General features: G+C 75.6%; 23 protein-coding genes and 1 pseudogene. 6 read left to right on the forward strand and 18 right to left on the reverse strand.

Features of this window, described 5'->3' with window-relative positions:
• Positions 1-9: 9 nt before the first annotated feature.
• From tsaD to KUM42_RS07150, 15 genes are all read right to left on the reverse strand, one after another.
• A complete protein-coding gene (tsaD, locus tag KUM42_RS07080) occupies positions 10-1047 on the reverse strand; it encodes a tRNA (adenosine(37)-N6)-threonylcarbamoyltransferase complex transferase subunit TsaD (RefSeq protein ID WP_237496082.1) in 1038 nt (345 codons plus the stop codon).
• Positions 1040-1459 (reverse strand): ribosomal protein S18-alanine N-acetyltransferase, encoded by a 420-nt coding sequence (rimI, locus tag KUM42_RS07085; RefSeq protein WP_237496083.1) that lies wholly within the window; start codon positions 1457-1459, stop codon positions 1040-1042. Before rimI ends, tsaD begins: the two co-directional genes overlap by 8 nt.
• Positions 1460-1476: 17 nt before the next feature.
• Positions 1477-2106: a tRNA (adenosine(37)-N6)-threonylcarbamoyltransferase complex dimerization subunit type 1 TsaB gene (gene tsaB / locus KUM42_RS07090; protein ID WP_237496084.1), complete on the reverse strand. Its 630-nt coding sequence runs from the start codon at positions 2104-2106 to the stop codon at positions 1477-1479.
• Between the two features lie 59 nt (positions 2107-2165).
• On the reverse strand, positions 2166-2735 hold the full coding sequence (locus KUM42_RS07095; RefSeq protein WP_237496085.1) for a Rho termination factor N-terminal domain-containing protein: 570 nt from the start codon (positions 2733-2735) through the stop codon (positions 2166-2168).
• 64 nt (positions 2736-2799) lie between these two features.
• Complete coding sequence (tsaE, locus tag KUM42_RS07100) at positions 2800-3225, reverse strand: tRNA (adenosine(37)-N6)-threonylcarbamoyltransferase complex ATPase subunit type 1 TsaE (RefSeq protein ID WP_237496086.1); 426 nt, start codon at positions 3223-3225, stop codon at positions 2800-2802.
• A gap of 23 nt (positions 3226-3248) precedes the next feature.
• Positions 3249-3875: a uracil-DNA glycosylase gene (locus KUM42_RS07105; protein ID WP_237496087.1), complete on the reverse strand. Its 627-nt coding sequence runs from the start codon at positions 3873-3875 to the stop codon at positions 3249-3251.
• Positions 3876-3885: 10 nt separating this feature from the next.
• The gene (locus KUM42_RS07110; protein ID WP_237496088.1) at positions 3886-5079 is read right to left on the reverse strand and encodes an alpha/beta fold hydrolase; all 1194 of its coding nucleotides are present in this window, start codon (positions 5077-5079) and stop codon (positions 3886-3888) included.
• The gene (gene alr, locus KUM42_RS07115) at positions 5079-6230 is read right to left on the reverse strand and encodes an alanine racemase (protein ID WP_237496089.1); all 1152 of its coding nucleotides are present in this window, start codon (positions 6228-6230) and stop codon (positions 5079-5081) included. The genes KUM42_RS07110 and alr overlap by 1 nt, the downstream gene beginning before the upstream one ends.
• A gap of 55 nt (positions 6231-6285) precedes the next feature.
• Complete coding sequence (locus KUM42_RS07120; RefSeq protein ID WP_237496090.1) at positions 6286-7722, reverse strand: NAD(P)H-hydrate dehydratase; 1437 nt, start codon at positions 7720-7722, stop codon at positions 6286-6288.
• Positions 7719-8093: a holo-ACP synthase gene (locus tag KUM42_RS07125; RefSeq protein ID WP_237496091.1), complete on the reverse strand. Its 375-nt coding sequence runs from the start codon at positions 8091-8093 to the stop codon at positions 7719-7721. The genes KUM42_RS07120 and KUM42_RS07125 overlap by 4 nt, the downstream gene beginning before the upstream one ends.
• 138 nt (positions 8094-8231) lie before the next feature.
• Positions 8232-10094, reverse strand: coding sequence for a glutamine--fructose-6-phosphate transaminase (isomerizing) (gene glmS, locus KUM42_RS07130; RefSeq protein WP_237496092.1), 1863 nt, complete (start codon positions 10092-10094; stop codon positions 8232-8234).
• A 105-nt stretch (positions 10095-10199) separates the two neighbouring features.
• Entirely contained in the window at positions 10200-11543 is a 1344-nt protein-coding gene (gene glmM / locus KUM42_RS07135) for a phosphoglucosamine mutase (RefSeq protein WP_237496093.1), read from the reverse strand.
• A 22-nt stretch (positions 11544-11565) separates the two neighbouring features.
• Positions 11566-11985 carry a 30S ribosomal protein S9 gene (gene rpsI / locus KUM42_RS07140; protein WP_370629343.1) on the reverse strand — a complete coding sequence of 140 codons (420 nt, stop codon included), beginning with the start codon at positions 11983-11985 and terminating at the stop codon, positions 11566-11568.
• The gene (rplM, locus tag KUM42_RS07145; protein ID WP_237496094.1) at positions 11982-12425 is read right to left on the reverse strand and encodes a 50S ribosomal protein L13; all 444 of its coding nucleotides are present in this window, start codon (positions 12423-12425) and stop codon (positions 11982-11984) included. Before rplM ends, rpsI begins: the two co-directional genes overlap by 4 nt.
• A 226-nt stretch (positions 12426-12651) precedes the next feature.
• Positions 12652-13143 (reverse strand): carbonic anhydrase, encoded by a 492-nt coding sequence (locus tag KUM42_RS07150; RefSeq protein ID WP_237496095.1) that lies wholly within the window; start codon positions 13141-13143, stop codon positions 12652-12654.
• Between the two features lie 146 nt (positions 13144-13289).
• Between KUM42_RS07150 and glp the strand changes: the two genes are divergently transcribed.
• From glp to KUM42_RS07170, 4 genes are all read left to right on the forward strand, one after another.
• Positions 13290-14495, forward strand: a complete 1206-nt coding sequence (gene glp, locus KUM42_RS07155; protein WP_237496096.1) for a gephyrin-like molybdotransferase Glp — start codon at positions 13290-13292, stop codon at positions 14493-14495.
• The gene (gene moaC, locus KUM42_RS07160) at positions 14492-14965 is read left to right on the forward strand and encodes a cyclic pyranopterin monophosphate synthase MoaC (RefSeq protein ID WP_255557561.1); all 474 of its coding nucleotides are present in this window, start codon (positions 14492-14494) and stop codon (positions 14963-14965) included. The genes glp and moaC overlap by 4 nt, the downstream gene beginning before the upstream one ends.
• Positions 14962-15462: a molybdenum cofactor biosynthesis protein B gene (locus tag KUM42_RS07165; RefSeq protein WP_237496097.1), complete on the forward strand. Its 501-nt coding sequence runs from the start codon at positions 14962-14964 to the stop codon at positions 15460-15462. Before moaC ends, KUM42_RS07165 begins: the two co-directional genes overlap by 4 nt.
• Before the next feature lie 68 nt (positions 15463-15530).
• A complete protein-coding gene (locus KUM42_RS07170; RefSeq protein ID WP_237496098.1) occupies positions 15531-15926 on the forward strand; it encodes a hypothetical protein in 396 nt (131 codons plus the stop codon).
• Position 15927: 1 nt separating this feature from the next.
• On the opposite strand, the gene fdhD is transcribed toward KUM42_RS07170, so the two are convergent.
• Complete coding sequence (gene fdhD, locus KUM42_RS07175) at positions 15928-16758, reverse strand: formate dehydrogenase accessory sulfurtransferase FdhD (RefSeq protein ID WP_237496099.1); 831 nt, start codon at positions 16756-16758, stop codon at positions 15928-15930.
• Between the two features lie 42 nt (positions 16759-16800).
• Here fdhD and KUM42_RS07180 point away from each other — a divergent pair, with 42 nt between their 5' ends.
• Both KUM42_RS07180 and KUM42_RS07185 read left to right on the forward strand, forming a co-directional pair.
• Entirely contained in the window at positions 16801-17412 is a 612-nt protein-coding gene (locus KUM42_RS07180; protein WP_237496100.1) for a molybdenum cofactor guanylyltransferase, read from the forward strand.
• Between the two features lie 10 nt (positions 17413-17422).
• Complete coding sequence (locus tag KUM42_RS07185; protein WP_237496101.1) at positions 17423-18088, forward strand: NAD(P)H-binding protein; 666 nt, start codon at positions 17423-17425, stop codon at positions 18086-18088.
• Between the two features lie 15 nt (positions 18089-18103).
• On the opposite strand, the gene truA is transcribed toward KUM42_RS07185, so the two are convergent.
• Positions 18104-18970, reverse strand: coding sequence for a tRNA pseudouridine(38-40) synthase TruA (gene truA, locus KUM42_RS07190; RefSeq protein ID WP_237496102.1), 867 nt, complete (start codon positions 18968-18970; stop codon positions 18104-18106).
• A gap of 463 nt (positions 18971-19433) precedes the next feature.
• A pseudogene (rplQ, locus tag KUM42_RS20400) lies at positions 19434-19781 on the reverse strand (50S ribosomal protein L17); the annotation flags it as partial.
• Positions 19782-19887 lie beyond the last annotated feature (106 nt).

Here is a 19887-nt window from a genome sequence, read left to right on the forward strand (position 1 = left end):
GGCCCGGCCTCAGCGGCTGACGACCTCGATGGGCAGCGAGCTGTCCGCGCCCAGGTCGACCGCGGACGGCGCGACGCCGGCCTCGACGAGCCGTGAGCCGAGGGCGGCGACCATGGCGCCGTTGTCGGTGCACAGCCGGCGGCTGGGCACCCGCAGCACGATGCCCGCGGCGTCGCAGCGCTCCTGGGCCAGCGCGCGCAGCCGGGAGTTGGCCGCGACCCCGCCGCCGATGACCAGGTGGTCGACGCCGTGGTCGCGGCAGGCGCGCACGGCCTTGGCGGTGAGCACGTCGACCACCGCCTCCTGGAAGGACGCCGAGACGTCGGCGACCGGCACCGGCTCCCCCGCCCGCTCCCGGGCCTCGACCCAGCGGGCCACGGCGGTCTTCAGGCCGGAGAAGGAGAAGTCGTACGCGGCGTCGCGGGGGCCGGTGAGCCCGCGCGGGAACCGGATCGCCGAGGCGTCGCCCTCGGCGGCAGCCCGGTCGATCGGCGGCCCACCGGGGAAGGGCAGGCCCAGGACCCGGGCGACCTTGTCGAAGGCCTCCCCCGCGGCGTCGTCGACGGTGCGGCCGAGCTCCTGCACGTCCTGGGCCAGGTCGGGCACCAGCAGCAGCGAGCTGTGCCCGCCGGAGACGAGCATCGCGATCGAGGGCTCGGCCAGCCGGCCGTGCTCCAGCTCGTCGACGGCGACGTGCGCGGCCAGGTGGTTGACCCCGTACAGCGGGACGTCGAGGGCGAGGGCGTAGGCCTTGGCCGCCGCGACGCCGACCAGCAGGGCGCCGGTGAGCCCGGGCCCCGCGGTCACCGCGACCGCGTCGACGTCACCGGCGGTCACCCCGGCATCGGCCAGTGCCCGGCGCACGGTGGGGACCATCGCCTCCAGGTGCGCCCGGCTGGCGATCTCGGGGATGACGCCGCCGAACCGCTCGTGCTCCGCCATCGAGGTGGCCAGCGCGTCCGACAGCAGCGTCTGCCCGCGCACCAGCCCGATGCCGGTCTCGTCGCAGGAGGTCTCGAACCCCAGCACCAGCGGCTGCTCAGCCACGCTTCATCACCACTGCGTCCTCGCCGCTCAACGGGTAGTAGTTCGGCCGGACGCCGATGGGCACGAACCCGCGCCGGGCGTACAGCCCCTGGGTGGCCTCGTCGGTGGCGCGCACCTCCAGCAGCACCACCGGCACGCGCCGGTCGGCCTCGGCCAGCAGCGCGTCCAGCAGCCGGCCGCCGATGCCCTCGCCCTGCCGGGACCCGGCGACGCCGATGGTCGCGACGTGCGCCTCGTCGGGGTAGGCGATCAGCCCGGCGTAGCCCACGACGTCGGCACCGTCGACGGCGACCAGGTAGTGCCGGGTGTCGGTCATCCCCAGCTCCTCCAGGTACATGGCCCGGGTCCAGGTGTCGGGGGCGAAGAGCTCCTCCTCCAGCACCATGACCGTGCGGAGGTCCTCGCGTGTCATCGGCCGCAGCTCGACCGTCACTGGGTGACCGCCTTGCGGGTCACGGACGGGACGGCGTCGGGACGGCGGAGGTACAACGGCTCCAGCGGCAGCGGCGGGCGACCGAGCAGCGGGCCGGCGGCACGGACCAGCCCGGCGGTGGTCACGTCGGCGGCGGTGACCTGCCGGCCCAGGCGGTCGGCGAAGCGGACGTCGCCCATCACCGGGTCGGTGACCGGGGCGTCCTCGGGCCGGTCGACGCCGGGGCCGGTGAGCCGCTGCCCCGCGTCGTCGTAGGTGGCCCAGTGGACCTCCTTGCGGCGGGCGTCGGTGACCACCGAGCGGGCGCCGCTGCCGACCGCGTCCAGCGAGCAGACGCCGTGCACCGGCAGGCCGCGGGCGTCACCGAACGCGGCCGCGGTGACGATGCCGACGCGCAGCCCGGTGTAGGGCCCGGGCCCCAGTCCGGTGACGACGGCGTCCAGGTCGGCCATCGCGACCCCGGCCTCGGCGAGCACCTCGCGGACGGCGGGGGTGAGCAGCTCGGCGTGCCGGTTGCCCGACTCCACGGCCCGCTCGGCCAGGACCTCGGCCGCCCCGCCGGGCGACCACCGCGCCACACCCACGACGAGGGTCGGGGTGGCGGTGTCGAGAGCGAGGACCAGCACGACCGTCGAGCGTAGGCGGTGGCCGGCGGGTGGGCGGTCGGGCCCACCCGCCGGTGGGGTCAGGCGCCCTGGCCGTCGGTGTCCGGGTTCACCAGCTGAAAGAACGTGCTGGGCCGGCCGTCGGTGTGGTCCTCCTGGTAGATGAAGTTGAGCCGGCGCTCGTCGAAGGTGCGGAACCAGTCCTCCCAGCTGATGTCGACCAGCTGGCCGGTGGAGTCCTGGAAGCGGATGCGCAGCCGCCCCGGGCGGCCGTCGTACTCGCTGTTGGGCACGGTCGCCGGCGAGCCGCCGCGGGCCTCGGCCCACTCGCGGATGACCTCGTGGTGGGTGGTGACGAGGCTGCGGCCTTGGCGCTCGGGGTCCTCGTCGGTCGAGGTGATGTTCTGCGAGTACTTGAGGTTCTTGACGTCCTTGTCGCCGGTACGCACCTCGCCGCCGTCCGGGCCGGCCCCGAGGTCGCCCTCGTCGGAGGCGGTGTCGGACGTGGTGTCCTCGTCGGTCGAGTCGCTGATCGCGTCGACCAGCTCGCCCTTGTTCTTCGACGAGGGCGCCTTCACGCCCTCCTCCCGAGCCACGTCGCGCAGCTCGTCGACCTTCATGTCCTCGAGCGGCTTCTCGTCGGTCGCCATCGGTTCCTCCTCGGTCGGGATGAGTCGAGGGGACGACTACCCGGACCGACCGGTGGCATGCCGCTCAGTCGTGCGCGATCCGCTGCTCCCAGCCGGCACCCACCGGCACGAGCCGGGCCGTGCGCACGTCGTCGTCGCGGCGGTCCAGCTCCACGACGAGGTGCTCGTCGGCCAGCTGCTCGACCAGGCCGTGCCCCCACTCGACGACGGTGACCGCCTCGGCGGCGGTGGCGTCGAGGTCGAGGTCGTCGACGTCGGCCATGCTGCCCAGCCGGTAGGCGTCGACGTGCACCAGCGGCAGCCGGCCGCCCCGGTGCACCCGGGCCAGCACGAACGTCGGCGAGGTGACCGGGCCGCGCACCCCGAGGCCCGCGCCGATGCCCTGGGTGAGCGCGGTCTTGCCCGCCCCCAGCGGACCGGCCAGCACCACCAGGTCACCGGCCTGCAGCAACGCGGCGAGCTCGCGGCCGAACGCCTGGGTGTCGGCCACCGTCGGCAGCTCGCGCTCGCGCCTCACAGCGTGCCCGCGATCGCGGCGAGGTCGGCGGCCAGTGCGGCCCGCGGTGCGCCGTTCGGGCCGAACCGGATCGCCGCGGACGGGTGGTAGGTGACCCACACGGCCCGCCCGTCGACCTGGTGCGGTGTGCCGCGCACCTGGCCGAGCACCGTCCTGGGCCCGAGGAACCACTTGGCCGACGACAGTCCCAGCGCCAGCACGGTGCCGGCGTCCAGCAGCTCCAGCTGGCGGCGCAGCCAGCCGCTGCAGCGGGCCACCTCCGGCGTCCTCGGCGTCCGGTTGGCCGGGGGGCGACACTTCACGATGTTGAGGACCGCGCACTCGGCGCGGTCCAGGCCCGCCTCGCCGAGCAGCTGGTCGAGCAGGGCACCGCTCTTCCCGACGAACGGCCGGCCGGTCTCGTCCTCGGTGGCGCCGGGCGCCTCCCCCACGATCACCAGCCGCGGGCGGCCGGTCGCCGGGACGTCGCCGACGACGACGTGCTGACGGGTGGCGGCCAGCTCCGGGCAGGCGACGCAGGACCGGGCGACGGTGGCCAGCGTGGCCCAGTCGGGCGCGGCGGCGGCGGTGCGGGCCACCTCGTCGGCGGCCGCGTCGGGGCGGGGCGGTCGGAGGGCGGCCACGCACCCCACCCTACGGGCGGTCGGCCCGGGCCGCCCCGGCCGCCCGGAGCAGCTCCGACAGCGCCGCGGTGACCTGGCCGGGCTTCTCCAGCAGCACGAGGTGCCCGGCGTCGGGGACGACGACGAACTGCACCGGGCCAGCGCCGGCAGCCTCCAGCTGCTCGACGATCCGCTCGCTGTGCGCCATCGGGATCATCTTGTCCGCGTCCCCGGTGAGCACGAGGGTGGGCACCCGCCGCAACGGCTCGATGGCCCCGCTGGCGTCCAGGCCGGTGATGGCCGGGTACAGCTCGGCGATCACGTCGACGGGGGTGCCGCCGATCATCGCGTCGACGTAGCGGCCCAGCGCCGGGTCGACGTCGGTGGAGGAGAACGACAGCGACCAGGTGGCCGCCGACACGATGCCCTTGGCCAGCCGGCGGGTGTGCTCGGCGAGCGCCGGACGGCGGCGCATGGTCCACGCGGCGACCGGGATGACCGCGGTGCGCACCCGGGTGAGCAGGTGCGGCAGCCCCAGGTCCAGGTCGGCGAGGTTGCCGCTGGAGGTCGACACCAGGGCCGCGGCCACCACCCGGGTGCCGAACAGCTCGGGCCGGCGCTGGGCCAGGGCGAGCACCGTCATGCCGCCCATCGAGTGGCCGACCAGCACCACGGGCCCGCGCGGCACCCGGGCGGTGAGCACCGCCTCCAGGTCGGCGGCCAGCTGCTCCATCGTGGAGTGCTCGGCCGGCCCGCGGCCGGAGGCGCCGTGCCCGCGCTGGTCGTAGAACACCAGCCGGGCGCGCGGCCGGTGCCCGTTCGCGGTGGCGAGCTCGGTGCCCAGGTCGCGTCGCTGGAAGGTCCACGACGCCATCGACAGCGCGTAGCCGTGCACGAAGACCACGGTCAGCGGGGCGTCGGCCGGGCCGACCTCCTCCACCGACAGCGGCACGCCGTCGTCGGCGTGCACCACGGTGCTGCGGTCGGCGGGGCGGCTCGCCAGGCCCAGCGGGTCCTCGTCGCGCAGCTCGTCGGCCGGGACGTCGCCCAGTACGCGGCCGTCGTCGCGGGCCTCACCGGCCAGCTGGGTGGCGCGCACCCGGGACGTCGCCGTGCGGGCGACCGCGACACCGACGGCGGTGCCGGCCGCGGCCAGGCCGACCGCGGCGCCGATGAGCCCCGCGGTGCGCCCGAGGTGGTGGTCGGTCAACGGGTTGCGGGACATCAGCCCACCCCGGCGGTGCCGACGTGGCGGCGGCGGAAGCGGCCCCCGACCCGGGTGACCAGCTCGTAGTGCAGCGTGCCGACGGCGTCGGCCCACTCCTGCGCGGTGGGCTCCCCGTCGGCGCCCGGCCCCCAGAGCACGACCGGGTCGCCGGGGGCGATGCGGTCCTGGCCGACGTCGAGCACGAACTGGTCCATCGACACCCGGCCGGCGATGGTCCGGCGGGCGCCGGCGGCCAGCACCGGGGCGACGTTGCCGGCGGCGCGCGGGACGCCGTCGGCGTACCCGACGGGCACCAGGGCCAGGGTGGTGTCCTCCCCGGTCGTGTAGCTGTGGCCGTAGCAGACCCCGACGCCGGCCGGGACCCGCTTGGTCAGCGCCACCCGGGCCTGCACGGTCATCGCCGGTCGCAGGCCGTGGGCGGCGGGGTCACCGCCCAGCGGGTCCAGGCCGTAGATGGCCACCCCGGGCCGCACCAGGTCGTACCAGGTCTCCGGGTGCGCGACGGTGGCCGCGGAGTTGGCCAGGTGCCGGCGGGCCTCGGTGAGCCCGGCCGCGCGGGCGACCGCGACCGCCTCGTCGAAGACCCGCACCTGGGCGCCGACCGCCGGGTGCCCGGGCACGTCGGCGGTGGCCAGGTGGCTCCACAGCCCGGAGACGACGACGTCGCCGTCGGCCTGGGCCCGCGCCGCGGCGGCGACCAGGCCGGGCCAGTCGCCGGGCGTGGCGCCCTCGCGGGACAGCCCGGTGTCGGCGGACAGGTGCACCGACGCCGTCCGGCCGGTGGCGCGGGCGGCGGCGACGACCTCGGCCAGCCCCCACTCGGCGTTCACCGACACCTCGACATCGGCCCTCAGCGCGGCGGCGAAGTCCTCCCCCGGCCCGTTGAGCCAGGCCAGCACCGGTGCGGTGACCCCGCCGGCGCGCAGCGCGAGCGCCTCCTCGAGGACCGCGACACCGAGCCGGTCTGCCCCGCCGGCCAGCGCCGCCCGGGCGGCGGGCAGCATGCCGTGGCCGTAGCCGTCGGCCTTGACCACGGCCATCAGCGGCCGGCCCACCCGCTCGCGGAGGGCGGCGACGTTGGCCGCGATGGCGTCCAGGTCGACGACCACCTCGGCCCGGTGGTCGACCCCTCGCTGCAACTGCGTCACGCCGTCACTCTCCCAGGCCCGGCACCGCAGGGCCGCATCCCCGGGCCGCCGGCGCTCAGCCGGGCGTGCCGCGCAGCCGGGCGATGGTCTCCGGCAGCCTGCGCACCAGGTCGCCGGCGATGAGCGGACCGTGCTCGGCGGACAGCTGCCCGGCCCGTCCGTGCAGGTGCGCCGCCGACGCCGCAGCCTCGGCGGCGGGCAGCCCGGTGGCCAGCAGCGCCCCGAGGACGCCGGCCAGCACGTCGCCGGTGCCGGCGGTGGCCAGCCAGGGCGTGCCGGTGGCGTTGACGAAGGTGGCGCCCGCGTCGTCGGCGACCACGGTGGCGTCGCCCTTGAGCAGGACGGTGCAGCCCAGCCCGGCCGCGCCCCGGCGGGCGGCGGCGACCCGGTCGGGGCCGACGTCGCCGAACAGGCGGGCGAACTCGCGGTCGTGCGGGGTGAGCACGGTCGGTGCGCTGCGGTCGCGCACCAGCCCGGGGTGCCGGGACAGCAGCGTCAGCCCGTCGGCGTCCACCACGACCGGCAGGTCGGTGGCCAGCACCTCGGTGAGGACGCCGAGCGCGTCGTCGTCGGTGCCCATGCCCGGGCCGGCCACCCACGCCTGCACCCGGCCGGCGTCCCCGGGGCGGCCGGAGGTGACCAGCGCCTCGGGCCAGGCGGCCTTCACCCCGTCGGCGGCGGTGCCGGCGTACCGCACCAGCCCCGGGCGGGTGCGCAGTGCGGCTCCGGTGCAGAGCACCCCGGCGCCGGGGTAGGTGGCCGAGCCGGCGATCACGCCGACGACGCCGCGGGAGTACTTGTCGTCGCCGGCACCCGGGGCGTCCAGGTGCGCGGCGACGTCGGCGTCGGTGAGCTGGAGGGCGTCGGGGGCGGGCAGGACGTCGCCCAGGCCGATGTCGACCAGGTGCACCGTGCCGGCCAGCCCGCGGCCGGCGCCGACGACCAGTCCGGGCTTGAGCGCGCCGAAGGTGACCGTGTGCTGCGCCGCGAAGGCCGCACCGGGCACCTCGCCGGTGTCGGCGGCCACCCCGCTGGGGACGTCGACGGCGACCAGCAGCCCCGGCCCGGCGGTGGCCCGGTCGACCAGCTCGGCGGCCGCGGGGCGCAGCGGCCCGGTGCCGCCGATGCCGACGATGCCGTCGAGCACCAGGTCGGCACGGTCCAGCCCGGCGTCCTCGGCGGCCACGACCCGCCCGCCGGCCCGCCGCAGCGCGGCCAGCCCGCCGGCGTGCGCCCGGTCCGGGGAGAGCAGGACGGCGCGCACCTGCGCACCCCGGTCGGCCAGCCTCGCGCCGGCCAGCAGCGCGTCGCCGCCGTTGTCACCGGAGCCGACGAGCAGCACCACCCGGGCGCCGGACGCGCGGCCGAGCAGCCCGAGGCAGACCGTGGCCAGGCCGGTGGCGGCGCGCTGCATCAGCGTGTCCGGGCGCAGGCCGGCGAGCAGCTGCTGCTCGGCCGGGCGCAGCTGGGCGGCGGTGTAGAGCCCGTTCACGAGGTGCCCTCGGCGATGACCACGGCCGAGGCGATGCCCCCGTCGTGGCTCAGCGACACGTGCCAGGACGTGACCCCGAGCTCGGCGGCCCGGCGGGCCACGGTGCCGCGCACCTCCAGCAGCGGCCGGCCCCGCTCACCCACCACCACCTCGGCGTCGTGCCAGCGCAGGTCACCGGGTGCCCCGAGGGCCTTGGCCAGCGCCTCCTTGGCGGCGAACCGGGCGGCCAGGGACTCACCCGTCCGCTCGGCCCCCGACGGCGTGCGCTGCTCCGCGGCGGTGAACAGCCGGTCCCGCAGCCCCGGCGTGCGGGTCAGCGACGCGGCGAACCGCTCGACCGGGCAGACGTCGATCCCGACCCCGATGATCACGCACCCAGTCTGCCCCGGCACCCCACTGCGCCGTCCGTCGGCGCCGGCGGTCGCCCTCCTGCACGAGAGGCCGCCCTCGCGCACCGAGCTGGTGCGGGAGGACGGCCCCTGGTCAGGTGCGCTGGTCGACGTCGGCGGCTACTCGACCGTGACGGACTTGGCGAGGTTGCGGGGCTGGTCGACGTCCAGGCCGCGGGTGTCGGCGATCTCGCAGGCCAGCACCTGCAGCGGCACGGTGGTGACCACCGGCGCCAGCAGGGTGGGCGTGCGCGGCACCCGGATGACGTGGTCGGCGTAGGGCAGCACGGCGTCGTCGCCCTCCTCGGCGATCACGATCGTGCGGGCCCCGCGGGCGCGGACCTCCTGGATGTTGGAGACCACCTTCGAGTGCACCGAGTTGCGGCTGTGCGGCGACGGGACGATCACCACCACCGGGGTGCCCTCCTCGACCACGGCGATGGGGCCGTGCTTCAGCTCGCCGGCCGCGAAGCCCTCCGCGTGGATGTAGGCCAGCTCCTTGAGCTTCAGCGCGCCCTCGAGCGCGACCGGGAAGCCCACGTGCCGGCCGAGGAACAGCACCGTGTCGGCCCCGGCCAGCGACCGGCCCAGCTCGCGGACCGGCTCCATCTGCTCCAGCACCGTGGCGACGGCCTCGGGCAGGCGGCGCAGGTCGTCGACGATGGCGGAGATCTCGTCGGCGTACTTGACGCCCCGCACCTGGGCGAGGAAGAGCCCCACCAGGTAGCAGGCGACGACCTGGGTCAGGAACCCCTTGGTGGAGGCGACGGCGACCTCGGGCCCGGCGTGCGTGTAGAGCACCGCGTCGGACTCGCGCGGGATGGTCGAGCCGTTGGCGTTGCAGATCGCCAGCACCCGGGCCTTCTGCTCCTTGGCGTGCCGCAGGGCCATCAGGGTGTCCATGGTCTCGCCGGACTGGCTGATCACCACGACCAGCGTGGACCGGTCCAGCACGGGGTCCCGGTAGCGGAACTCGCTGGCCACCTCGACCTCGACCGGGATGCGGGTCCAGTGCTCGATGGCGTACTTGGCGATCAGGCCGGCGTGCGAGGCGGTGCCGCAGGCGACGACGAAGATCTTGTCGATGTCCCGCAGCTCCTGGTCGGAGAGCCGGACCTCGTCGAGCACGAGCTCACCGCTCTCGCCGAGCCGCCCGAGCAGGGTGTCGGCGATCGCCTGGGGCTGCTCGGCGATCTCCTTGAGCATGAACCACGGGTACCCGCCCTTCTCGGCGGCCGCGGCGTCCCAGTCGACGGTGTACGCGGTGGGCTCGACCAGCTCGCCGGAGAAGTCGGTGGTGGTCACGCCCCGGGTCCGGTGGATCTCCACGACCTGGTCCTGACCGAGCTCCAGGGCGTTGCGGGTGTGCCCGATGAAGGCGGCGACGTCGGAGCCGAGGAAGTACTCGCCGTCCCCGACACCGACGACCAGCGGGCTGTTGCGCCGGGAGGCGACCAGCGTGTCGGGCTCCTCGGCGTGCGTGGCGACCAGCGTGAAGGCGCCCTCCAGCCGGCGGCTCACGGTGCGCATGGCCTCGGCCAGCCGGCCCGGGCCGGCGGGGGTCTCGCGGTAGACGGCGGCCAGCAGGTGCGCGACGACCTCGGTGTCGGTCTCGCTGGTGAACTCGACGCCGCCGGCCTCGCACTCGGCCCGCAGCGCGGCGAAGTTCTCGATGATGCCGTTGTGGACCACCGCGACCTTGCCGTCGGCGGAGACGTGCGGGTGGGCGTTGCGGTCGGTGGGCCCACCGTGGGTGGCCCAGCGGGTGTGCCCGATCCCGATCGTCGACGCCGGGAGCGCCTCCTCGGCGAGGACCTTCTCCAGGTTGGCCAGCTTCCCGGCCTTCTTGGCCGTGACCAGCCGCCCGTCGGTCAGCACGGCCACCCCGGCCGAGTCGTACCCCCGGTACTCCAGCCTGCGGAGCCCCTCCAGGACGACGTCCAACGAGTCCTGCGGGCCGACGTACCCCACGATGCCGCACATTCTGGCGACGATACCGCCGCCGGAGCCGGGCACCGGTGCACTGCGGGGTTGACGGTGGTCACCCGCCGGTGGTGCGGCCGTCGTCGGGACGGGCGTGGCCGCAGGTCAGCCGGTGGCGGCGACCACCGCGGCCAGCCGGGCCGCGACGGCGTCGGCCTGCTCCTGGGTGGGCGCCTCGACCATCACCCGGACCAGCTGCTCGGTGCCCGAGGGGCGCAGCAGCACCCGCCCGGTGTCGCCGAGCTCCGCCTCGACCTCGTTGACCGCCCGGGCGACGTCCTCGCTCTCGGCGACGGCGAGCCGGTCGGTGACCGGGACGTTGACCAGGATCTGCGGCAGCTTCTGCACGACGGAGGCGAGCTCGGCCAGCGAGGCGCCGGTGGAGCTCATCCGCGACAGCAGCGCCAGACCGGTGAGCAGCCCGTCACCGGTGGTCGCCCAGTCGAGGAAGACCAGGTGACCGCTCTGCTCACCACCCAGGGACAGCCCGCGGGAGTGCAGCGCCTCGAGCACGTAGCGGTCACCGACCGCGGTCGTGGCGACGGCGATGCCCGCGGCGCGCATCGTGTGGTGGAAGCCGAGGTTGCTCATCACGGTGGCCACGACGGTGTCGTCGGTGAGGTTGCCGCTCTCGTGCAGGGCGAGGGCGCAGATGGCCAGGATGGCGTCGCCGTCGACGACGTCGCCGTCGGCGGTGACCGCCAGGCAGCGGTCGGCGTCGCCGTCGTGGGCGATGCCGATGTCGGCACCGTGCCGGGCGACGGCGTCCTTCAGCGGACCGAGGTGGGTCGAGCCGATGCCGTCGTTGATGTTCCAGCCGTCGGGCTCGCCGCCGATGACGTGCACCTGCGCACCGGCGCGGCGGTAGACCTCGGGGGCGCAGCGCGAGGCGGAGCCGTGCGCGCAGTCGACGACGACGCGCAGGCCGCGCAGCGGCTGGCGGAGGGCGGACAGCACGTGGTCCACGTAGTCCTCGGCCGCACCGGGGAGGTCACGCACGCGGCCGACCCCACCACCGGTGGGGCGGTGATCGTCGGGCTCGAGGCCGGCGACCCGCTGTTCGATCGACGCCTCGAGGGCGTCGGGCAGCTTGTGCCCGCCGCGGCTGAACAGCTTGATGCCGTTGTCGGGCATCGGGTTGTGACTGGCCGAGATCATCACACCGAGGTCGGCCTCGGTGCGGGCGGTCAGGTACGCCACGGCCGGCGTGGGCAGCACCCCGACCCGCAGGACCTCGGCGCCGGCGCTGGCCAGGCCCGCGACCACGGCCGCCTCCAGCATCTCCCCGCTGGCGCGGGGGTCGCGCCCCACGACCGCGACGGGACGTGAGGTCCCGTCGCGGTCGGAGAGCACGCTGGCGGCGGCGCGGGCCACGGACATGGCCAGCTCCGGCGTCAGGTCGGCGTTGGCCCGACCACGGACGCCATCGGTCCCGAAGAGGCGTCCCATGAACGGACTTCTCGCCGGGGGGTCAGCGCTTGGAGTACTGGGGCGCCTTGCGGGCCTTCTTCAGGCCGTACTTCTTGCGCTCGACGACGCGGGGGTCACGAGTGAGGAAGCCGGCCTTCTTCAGCGCCGGACGGTCGTCGATCTCGATCTCGATGAGCGCGCGGGCGATGGCCAGGCGCAGCGCACCGGCCTGACCGGAGACGCCACCACCGTGCAGGATGCCGACGACGTCGTACTGGTCGGCCTTCTCCAGGATGACGAACGGCTCACGGATGAGCTGCTGGTGCACCTTGTTGGGGAAGTAGTTCTCGATGGTGCGGCCGTTGAGCTTGAACTGGCCGGTGCCGGGGAGCAGACGCACCCGGACGATGGCCTCCTTGCGGCGGCCCACCGTCTGGATCGGACGCCCGTCGGCGTCGGTGATGGTCTGGGCGCTGGTCACTGGGACACCTGCTTGATCTCGAAGGGCTGGGGCTGCTGGGCGGCGTGCGGGTGCTCGGGGCCGGCGTAGACCTTGAGCTTGGAGAGCATCTGCCGGCCGAGCGAGTTGTGCGGCAGCATGCCCTTGATCGCCCGCTCGACGGTGCGGTCGGGACGGGTCTTGAGCTCGTCGCCGACGTTGATCGTCGTGAGGCCGCCCGGGTAGCCGGAGTGCCGGTAGGCGAGCTTCCGGTCGTTCTTGGAGCCGGTCAGCGCCACCTTGCCCGCGTTGACGATGACGACGAAGTCACCGGCGTCCACGTGCGGGGCGAACTGGGGCTTGTGCTTGCCGCGCAGCAGGATCGCGGTCTGGCTGGCGAGTCGACCGAGCACCACGTCGGTGGCGTCGATGACGTGCCAGGCCCGGGTGATGTCACCGGGCTTGGGGGTGTACGTGCGCACGAGGCTCACTGTCCTTCGTCGTCGTCTGGCGGGTGGCTGGTGGGATCGCCTCACCGAGCACGGGAGACTTGGGCTTGTCCGGTCGAGAAGACCAGGCCCCGGACACGCGCGCACCAACCGGCGTCGCGCACCAGCAGACGACGATACCAGCCGGGGGACCGCACGCTCCCGGCCGTGCTGCAGGGGCCCATCGCCGGCGTGCGCACGGTGGGCCCCTGCACCGGGGTCAGGCCTGGACGACCTCCCGGACCTGTCCGGTGGCGACGTCGTAGACGGCACCGCGGACCTCGGTCGAGGCCAGGTAGGGCGCCTCGCTCGCGAGGCGCATCGACAGCCGGACGTCCTCGTCGCAGTCGGTGAAGGTCTGGGCCGGCCACGGGAGCCGGTGCCCGGTCGCCGACAGCACGGCGTCGGCGACCATCTGCTCGTCGGCCTTCTGCATGCCGCAGCCGGTGTGGTGCATGAAGAGCACGGCCTCGGTGCCCAGCAGGTGCTGGGAAACGGCGATGGAGCGCAGGGTGTCGTCGGTGACGACGCCGCCGGCGTTGCGCAGCACGTGGGCGTCACCGGGCTCCAGCCCGAGCACGGCCTCGACGGGGATCCGGGCGTCCATGCAGGCCACCACGACCACCTGCCGGGACGGCGGCGCGGGCAGCAACCCGGGGAACCGCTCCGTCCACGCCTCGGTGGCGGCCAACATCCGGTCGATCTCGCTCATCTGACTGCTCCCCCTCGTGACTGGTCGGTGCATCTTCGGCAGGGACCCCCGGGGAGTTGAGCCGCATCCCTCGCGGAGGGCACCCGGGCCGCGCGCGGGCCCACCCGGACGGGCGCCGGGGCGGGCACGTCGGACAGGATGGGACGGTGCGCACGGTCGAGCAACACCAGGCGGTGGTCGCCGGGCTGCTCGCCCCGCTGCCGGTCGAGGAGGTCGCGCTCGCCGCGGCCGCCGGGCGGGTGCTGGCCCGCGACCTCCCGGCGTTGGTCTCGCTGCCCGGCTTCACGAACTCCGCGATGGACGGCTACGCCGCCCGGCACGCGGAGGTCGGTGCGGCGAGCGAGGGGGCGCCCGTGCGGCTGCCGGTGGCCGAGGACGTCCCGGCCGGGCGCAGCGACGGCCCGCCCCTGCAGCCGGGCACCGTCCACCGGATCATGACCGGCGCCCCGGTCCCGGACGGCGCCGACGTCATCGTGCCGGTGGAGCGCACCGACGCGGCCACCGACGTCGTCACGGTCACCGGCGCCCCGGCGGTGGGCACCCACCTGCGGCACGCCGGGGAGGACATCCGTGCCGGCGAGCTGGCGATGCCGGCCGGGACGGCGCTGGGGGCCGCGCAGCTGGGCCTGGCGGCCGCCGTGGGGTACGCGACCGTGCCGGTGCGCCGCCGCCCACGGGTGCTGGTGCTCTCCACCGGCAGCGAGCTGGTCGAGCCCGGCCGCCCGCTGGCCAGGGGCCAGATCTACGAGTCCAACTCGGTGCTGCTGGCCGCCGCCGTCACCGAGGCCGGTGGTGAGGCCCGCACCCTGCACTTCGTCCCCGACGACGTCGACCAGTTCCTGGCCACGGTCCGGGCCGAGCTGTCCTGGGCCGACGTCCTGGTCACCAGCGGCGGGGTGAGCGCCGGCGCCTACGAGGTGGTCAAGGACGCGTTCCGGGAGCTCGGGACCGTCGAGTTCGGCAAGGTCGCCATGCAGCCCGGTGGCCCGCAGGGCGCCGGCACCGTGGACGGCGTCCCGGTGGTCACCCTGCCGGGCAACCCGGTCAGCTCGTTCGTGTCCTTCGAGGTGTTCGTCCGGCCGGCGCTGCGCCGGGCGCTGGGCCACGCCTCCCCCGACCGGCTGCGCACCACCGCCCGGCTGACCGCCCCGCTGCGCTCCCCCGCCGGACGCCGCCAGTTCCTCCGCGGCCGCTTCGACGGCACGGTCGTCGACCAGGTCGGCGGCCCCGGTTCGCACCTGGTCGCCCACCTCGCCCGCGCGAACTGCCTGGTCGTCGTCCCCGAGGACGTCACCGAACTCCCCGAGGGCGCGCAGGTCGCCGTCGTCCTGATCGAAGGAGCGCTGCAGTGACAGAAGCCCGGCTCACCCACCTCGACGCCTCCGGCGCCGCCCGGATGGTCGACGTGACCGCCAAGGCCGTCACCCCCCGGGTCGCCACAGCCGCCGGCCGGGTGCTGGTCACCCCCGAGGTGGTCGCGCTGCTGCGCGGTGAGGGCGTGCCCAAGGGCGACGCGATCGCCGTGGCCCGGATCGCCGGCATCGCCGGTGCCAAGCGGACGCCGGACCTGATCCCGCTGTGCCACCCGATCGCGCTGCACGGGGTGACCGTCGACCTGGAGGTCACCGACGAGGCCGTGGAGATCACCGCGACCGCCCGCACCGCCGACCGGACCGGGGTGGAGATGGAGGCGCTCACCTCCGTGGCCGTCGCCGGGCTCACCGTGATCGACATGGTCAAGGCCGTCGACCCGCGGGCAACGATCACCGACGTCCGGCTGCTGGCGAAGTCCGGCGGCAAGAAGGGCGACTGGACCCGGTGAGCGCGCAGCTGCCCGCCGGTGCCCGCGCCGTCGTCGTCACCGCGTCCAACCGCGCCTCGGCCGGGGTCTACGAGGACCGCAGCGGCCAGGTGCTGGCCGAGGGCCTGCGGGAGCTCGGCTTCGACGTGGAGGGCCCGCACGTGCGCCCCGACGACGTCGCCGCCCTGACCGAGGTGCTGCGGGCCGCGGTCGCCGGCGGCGCCGACGTCGTCCTGACCACCGGCGGCACCGGGCTGTCCCCCACCGACGTCACACCGGAGGCGACCCGCGCCGTGCTCGAGCGCGACGCCCCTGGGCTCGCCGAGGCGGTGCGCCGGTACGGCGAGCCGACCGTGCCCACGGCGGTGCTCTCCCGCGGGGTGGCCGGCACGGCGGGGCGCACGCTGATCGTCAACCTGCCCGGCTCGACCGGCGGTGTGCGCGACGGGCTGGCCGTGCTCGGCCCGCTGCTGCCGCACGTCGTGAGCCAGCTCCGCGGCGGCGACCACCAGGGCTGAGCCGTCGACGCCCGTCCGGCAGGCGCCGGACCCGGTTCCGGCGCGTGCCCGCAGGGCATGCTGAGGCGATGAGCGTGCTGGCCGCCGGGCGGACCGTCGAGGGCGACCGCTGGGAGCTGTCCGTGGCGCCGTCGTCCCTCGGCCTCACGGCGTCCGTGGCGGTCACCTCGGTCGCGGGCCACCGGTACTGGGGCACGGGCTGCGGGCTGACCGGCCCCCTGGCGACCGGCCCCTCGGTGACGACCGCCGGGAGCGATGACAGCGGCCCCGCCACCCTGCTGCTGCAGGTGCCCGCGGACGTCCGGGCGGTGGTCGTCCGGCTGTCCGACGGCACCCGTGAGGACCTCGTCCTGCACCCGCTCCCGGGCCGACCCGACCGCCTCGCGGTGCTCGTCTTCCCCCGGCACCTCGACGTCCACCGGATCGACCGGTACGACGCCACCGGGGCCCTGCTGCCCGACTGACCTACTCGGGCAGGACCAGCCGCTCGGGGTGGGTGTAGACGTTGCAGCCGTCGCCGCGCAGGAACCCGACCAGGGTGATGCCGACCTCCTGCGCCAGCTCCACCGCCAGCGAGCTGGGCGCGGACACCGCGGCGAGCACCGGGACGGCAGCCATGGCGGCCTTCTGGGTCAGCTCGAACGACGACCGCCCGCTGACCATCAGCACGTGCCCGGCCAGCGGCACCCGGCCCTCGCGGACCGCGTCGCCGACGACCTTGTCCACGGCGTTGTGCCGGCCGACGTCCTCGCGCAGTGCCACCAGGTCACCCCCGGCGGTGAACAGCCCGGCGGCGTGCAGCCCGCCGGTCTTGTCGAACACCTGCTGCTCGGCGCGCAGCCGGTCCGGGAGCGCCAGCAGCGTCTCCAGGGTCAGCCGGGTGTCGTCGGCGGCGACGTCGTAGGCGGTCTTGGTGCGGATCGCGTCGATGCTGGCCTTGCCGCAGACCCCGCACGAGCTGGTCGTGTAGAAGTTCCGGTCCAGCGCGGTGTCCGGGGCCTCGACGCCGGGCGCCAGGTCGACGTCCACGACGTTGTAGGTGTTGCGGCCCTCGTCGTCGGTGGAGTTGCAGTAGCGCAGCCCGGCGATGTCGGCGGCGGAGGAGATGACGCCCTCGGTGGTGAGGAAGCCGTGCACCAGGTCGAAGTCGTCACCCGGCGTCCGCATGGTCACCGCGAGGGGGGTGCCGTCGAGGCGGATCTCCAGCGGCTCCTCGGAGGCGACCGTGTCCGGCCTACGGGAGTGCACGTCGCCTCGGATGCGCAGCACCGGGGTGCGGCTGGTCACTCGTCCCACGGGGTCGACGGTACTCACCACCCGCGCCCTACCGTTCCCCGCATGAGCCCGCTCCCGCCGTTCGCCGCCGTCGTCCTCGCCGGCGGCCGGTCGGCCCGCCTGGGCGGGCAGCCGAAGCCCCAGCTGGACGTCGGTGGCCGCACGATGCTGGCTGCGGTCCTGGCCGCCGTGGACGGCGCCGGGCAGCGCATCGTGGTGGGTCCTCCGCAGCCGGTGCCCGAGGGCGTCGTGCTGGTGCGGGAGTCCCCGCCCGGCGGCGGCCCGGTGCCGGCCCTGGCCGCCGGGCTGGCCGCCGTGGACCCCGGCACCGAGGTGGTGGCCGTGCTCGCCGCCGACCTGCCGTTCGTGACCCGCGACCTGGTCGACGAGCTGCGGGAGCGGCTGACCGCCGACGGCGTGATGGTGGTCGACGGCACGGGACGCGACCAGCTGCTGCTGGGCGTGTGGCGTGCCGGGTCGCTGCGGGCGGCGGCGGCCGGTGCGCGGGCGCACGCCCCGCTGCGGGGTGTGCTGGGACAGCTCGCCGTCACCCGGCACCGGCCCCGGGTGCCCGCCGGCGAGCCGGCGCCGTGGACCGACTGCGACACCCCTGCCGAGCTCGACCGGGCCCGGGCCGCCGCTGCCGCGCGACTGCCGGGCCCCACCGCCGGGTAGGGCGGTGCGCATGCGCGTCGTCATCGCAGGAGCCCACGGACAGATCGCCCGCCGCCTCGGCCGGCTGCTCAGCGGACGGGGGGACACCGCCGTCGGCATCGTGCGCAACCCCGACCACCGGGCGGACCTGGAGTCCGACGGCGTCGAGCCCGTCGTGCTGGACCTGGAGCAGGCCACCGTCGCCGACGTCGCGGCGGTCGTGACCGGCGCCGACGCCGTCGTCTTCGCCGCGGGCGGCGGCCCGGCCAGCGGCATCGCCCGCAAGGACACCGTGGACCGCGGCGCCGCCGTCCTGCTGGCCGAGGCCGCCGAGGCCGCCGGCGTCCGGCCCTACCTGCTGGTGTCCTCGATCGGGGTCGAGCAGGTCGCCGACGGCGCCGTCCCCGACGGCATGGACGAGGTGTTCGTCGCCTACCTGCGCGCCAAGCTCGCCGCCGAGACCGACGTGCTGTCGCGCTCCGGCCTGTCGCCGATGGTCCTGCGGCCGGGCAGCCTCACCGACGAGCCGGGCACCGGCCGCGTCCGACTCGAGCACGTCTACGAGCACGGCCAGGTCACTCGGGACGACGTCGCAGCGGTCCTGCTCGAGCTGCTGGACAACCCGAAGGACGGGCTGGTCGTCGAGCTCCTGGCCGGGGACACCCCGGTGGCCGAGGCCGTCGCCGCGCTCCCCTGACGCCGGCTGCGGGCCTCAGCCCGGGGACGGGGGGTCTGCGGACCGCTTGGCCCGGGTGACGAGCGTGCGGGCCGCCAGCTGTGACTCCTCGGGGTAGTCGACCCGGACCAGGGTCAGCCCGCCCGCGGGGGCCACCGGCACGTCGTTCGCCCGGCTGGTCAGCGACAGCAGGGACGCCGGCCAGCCCGGCTCCCGGCGCCCCTCCCCCACCGCGATCAGCGCGCCGACCAGGCTGCGCACCATCGAGTGGCAGAAGGCGTCGGCCGACGCCGCGATCTCGATGACCGCCCCGTGCCGTTGCACGTCGAGGTCCAGGAGCGTGCGGATCGTCGTGGCGCCCTCACGACGACGGCAGTAGGCGGCGAAGTCGTGCTGGCCGAGCAGGAGCGCGGCGGCGACCCGCATGCGCCCCGCGTCCAGCCGGCGCCCCCAGGCCGCCGTGTCCGCACGGCGCAGCGGCGGCGGACCGGACTCGGCGTCGGTGAGCCGGTAGACGTAGTGCCGGGCGAGGGCGGCGAAGCGGGCGTCGAAGTCGGGGCTGACCACCCGCGCACCGGTGACCGCGACGTCGGGGGGCAGGACGCCCCGCAGCCGTCGGATCAGCTTGCCGGCGTGCTGCTCGAGGAGGGCCGCCGGGAGGTCGGTGTGCGCGACCTGCCCGGTGGCGTGCACGCCTGCGTCGGTGCGGCCGGCCACGGTCAGGTCGACGTCCCGGCGGAGCACCGTCGCCAGCCCCTGCTCCAGCTCGGACTGCACGGTGCGCTGCCCGGGCTGGCGCGCCCAGCCGTGCAGCGCGGTGCCGTCGTAGGAGACGTCGAGCCGGACGCGGACGAGCCCGCCACCGGTGTCGGTGGCGGGCTCGTCGGCGAACAGGTGCTCCACGGAGCTGACCGTCAGGAGACGGTCGAGGTCACTTGGGGTCGACCTCGGGGTCGCCACCGGGGGCCTGGCGGCCCGCGGTCGCGGCGTCACCGAGCTCGGCGGCCTCGACCTCGGCGGCGGCCGCGTTGGCGACCTCCGGCGACAGGTTCTCGTCGTCGACGACGGCAGCGTTCTCGGCGGTGGGCTGCGGGGTCACGTCGCCGTCGTCCTGCCGCTCGCCGTCGGGGTTGTAGACGTCGGTCACGATCGCCTCGGCGTCCTCGAGACCGGCGGCACCGGCGACGACGGCCGGGCTGGTGTCCCCACCCGGGCCGGTGGTGACGTCGGTGTCGACGAGACCGGACTCGGTGGCACCGGCGGTGACCTCACCGGCGGCGGCGGACGCGCCGGCCCCGGAGGCGAAGCGGGAGCCGCGGGCCTGCTCGGCCTCGCCGACGGCCTGCTGCGCCACGGTCTGGCCCTCGACCAGCTCGATGACCGCCATGGGGGCGTTGTCGCCCTTGCGGGGACCGACCTTGGTGATGCGGGTGTAGCCGCCCGGACGGTCGGCGTAGCGCGGGCCGATCTCGGCGAACAGGTGGTGGACGACCGACTTGTCACGGACCGTCGTCATCACCTGACGACGCGCGTGCAGGTCGCCGCGCTTGGCGAAGGTGATGAGCTTCTCGGCCAGCGGGCGGAGCCGCTTGGCCTTGGTCTCGGTGGTGGTGATCCGACCGTGCTCGAACAGCGAGGTGGCCAGGTTGGCCAGCATCAGCCGCTCGTGCGCGGGGGACCCGCCGAGACGAGGGCCCTTTGTGGGGGTGGGCATGTCGGTCCTTCCTCAGGCCGCCGGGGTGTCCCTGCAGGCCGCGCGTTCACTGATGGGTGGTGCTCCGGTCCCGGCGGTGCCGGGACCGGCGGGACCTCGCCGCCCC

The organism is Modestobacter sp. L9-4 (genome assembly GCF_019112525.1).
GTDB lineage: Bacteria > Actinomycetota > Actinomycetes > Mycobacteriales > Geodermatophilaceae > Modestobacter.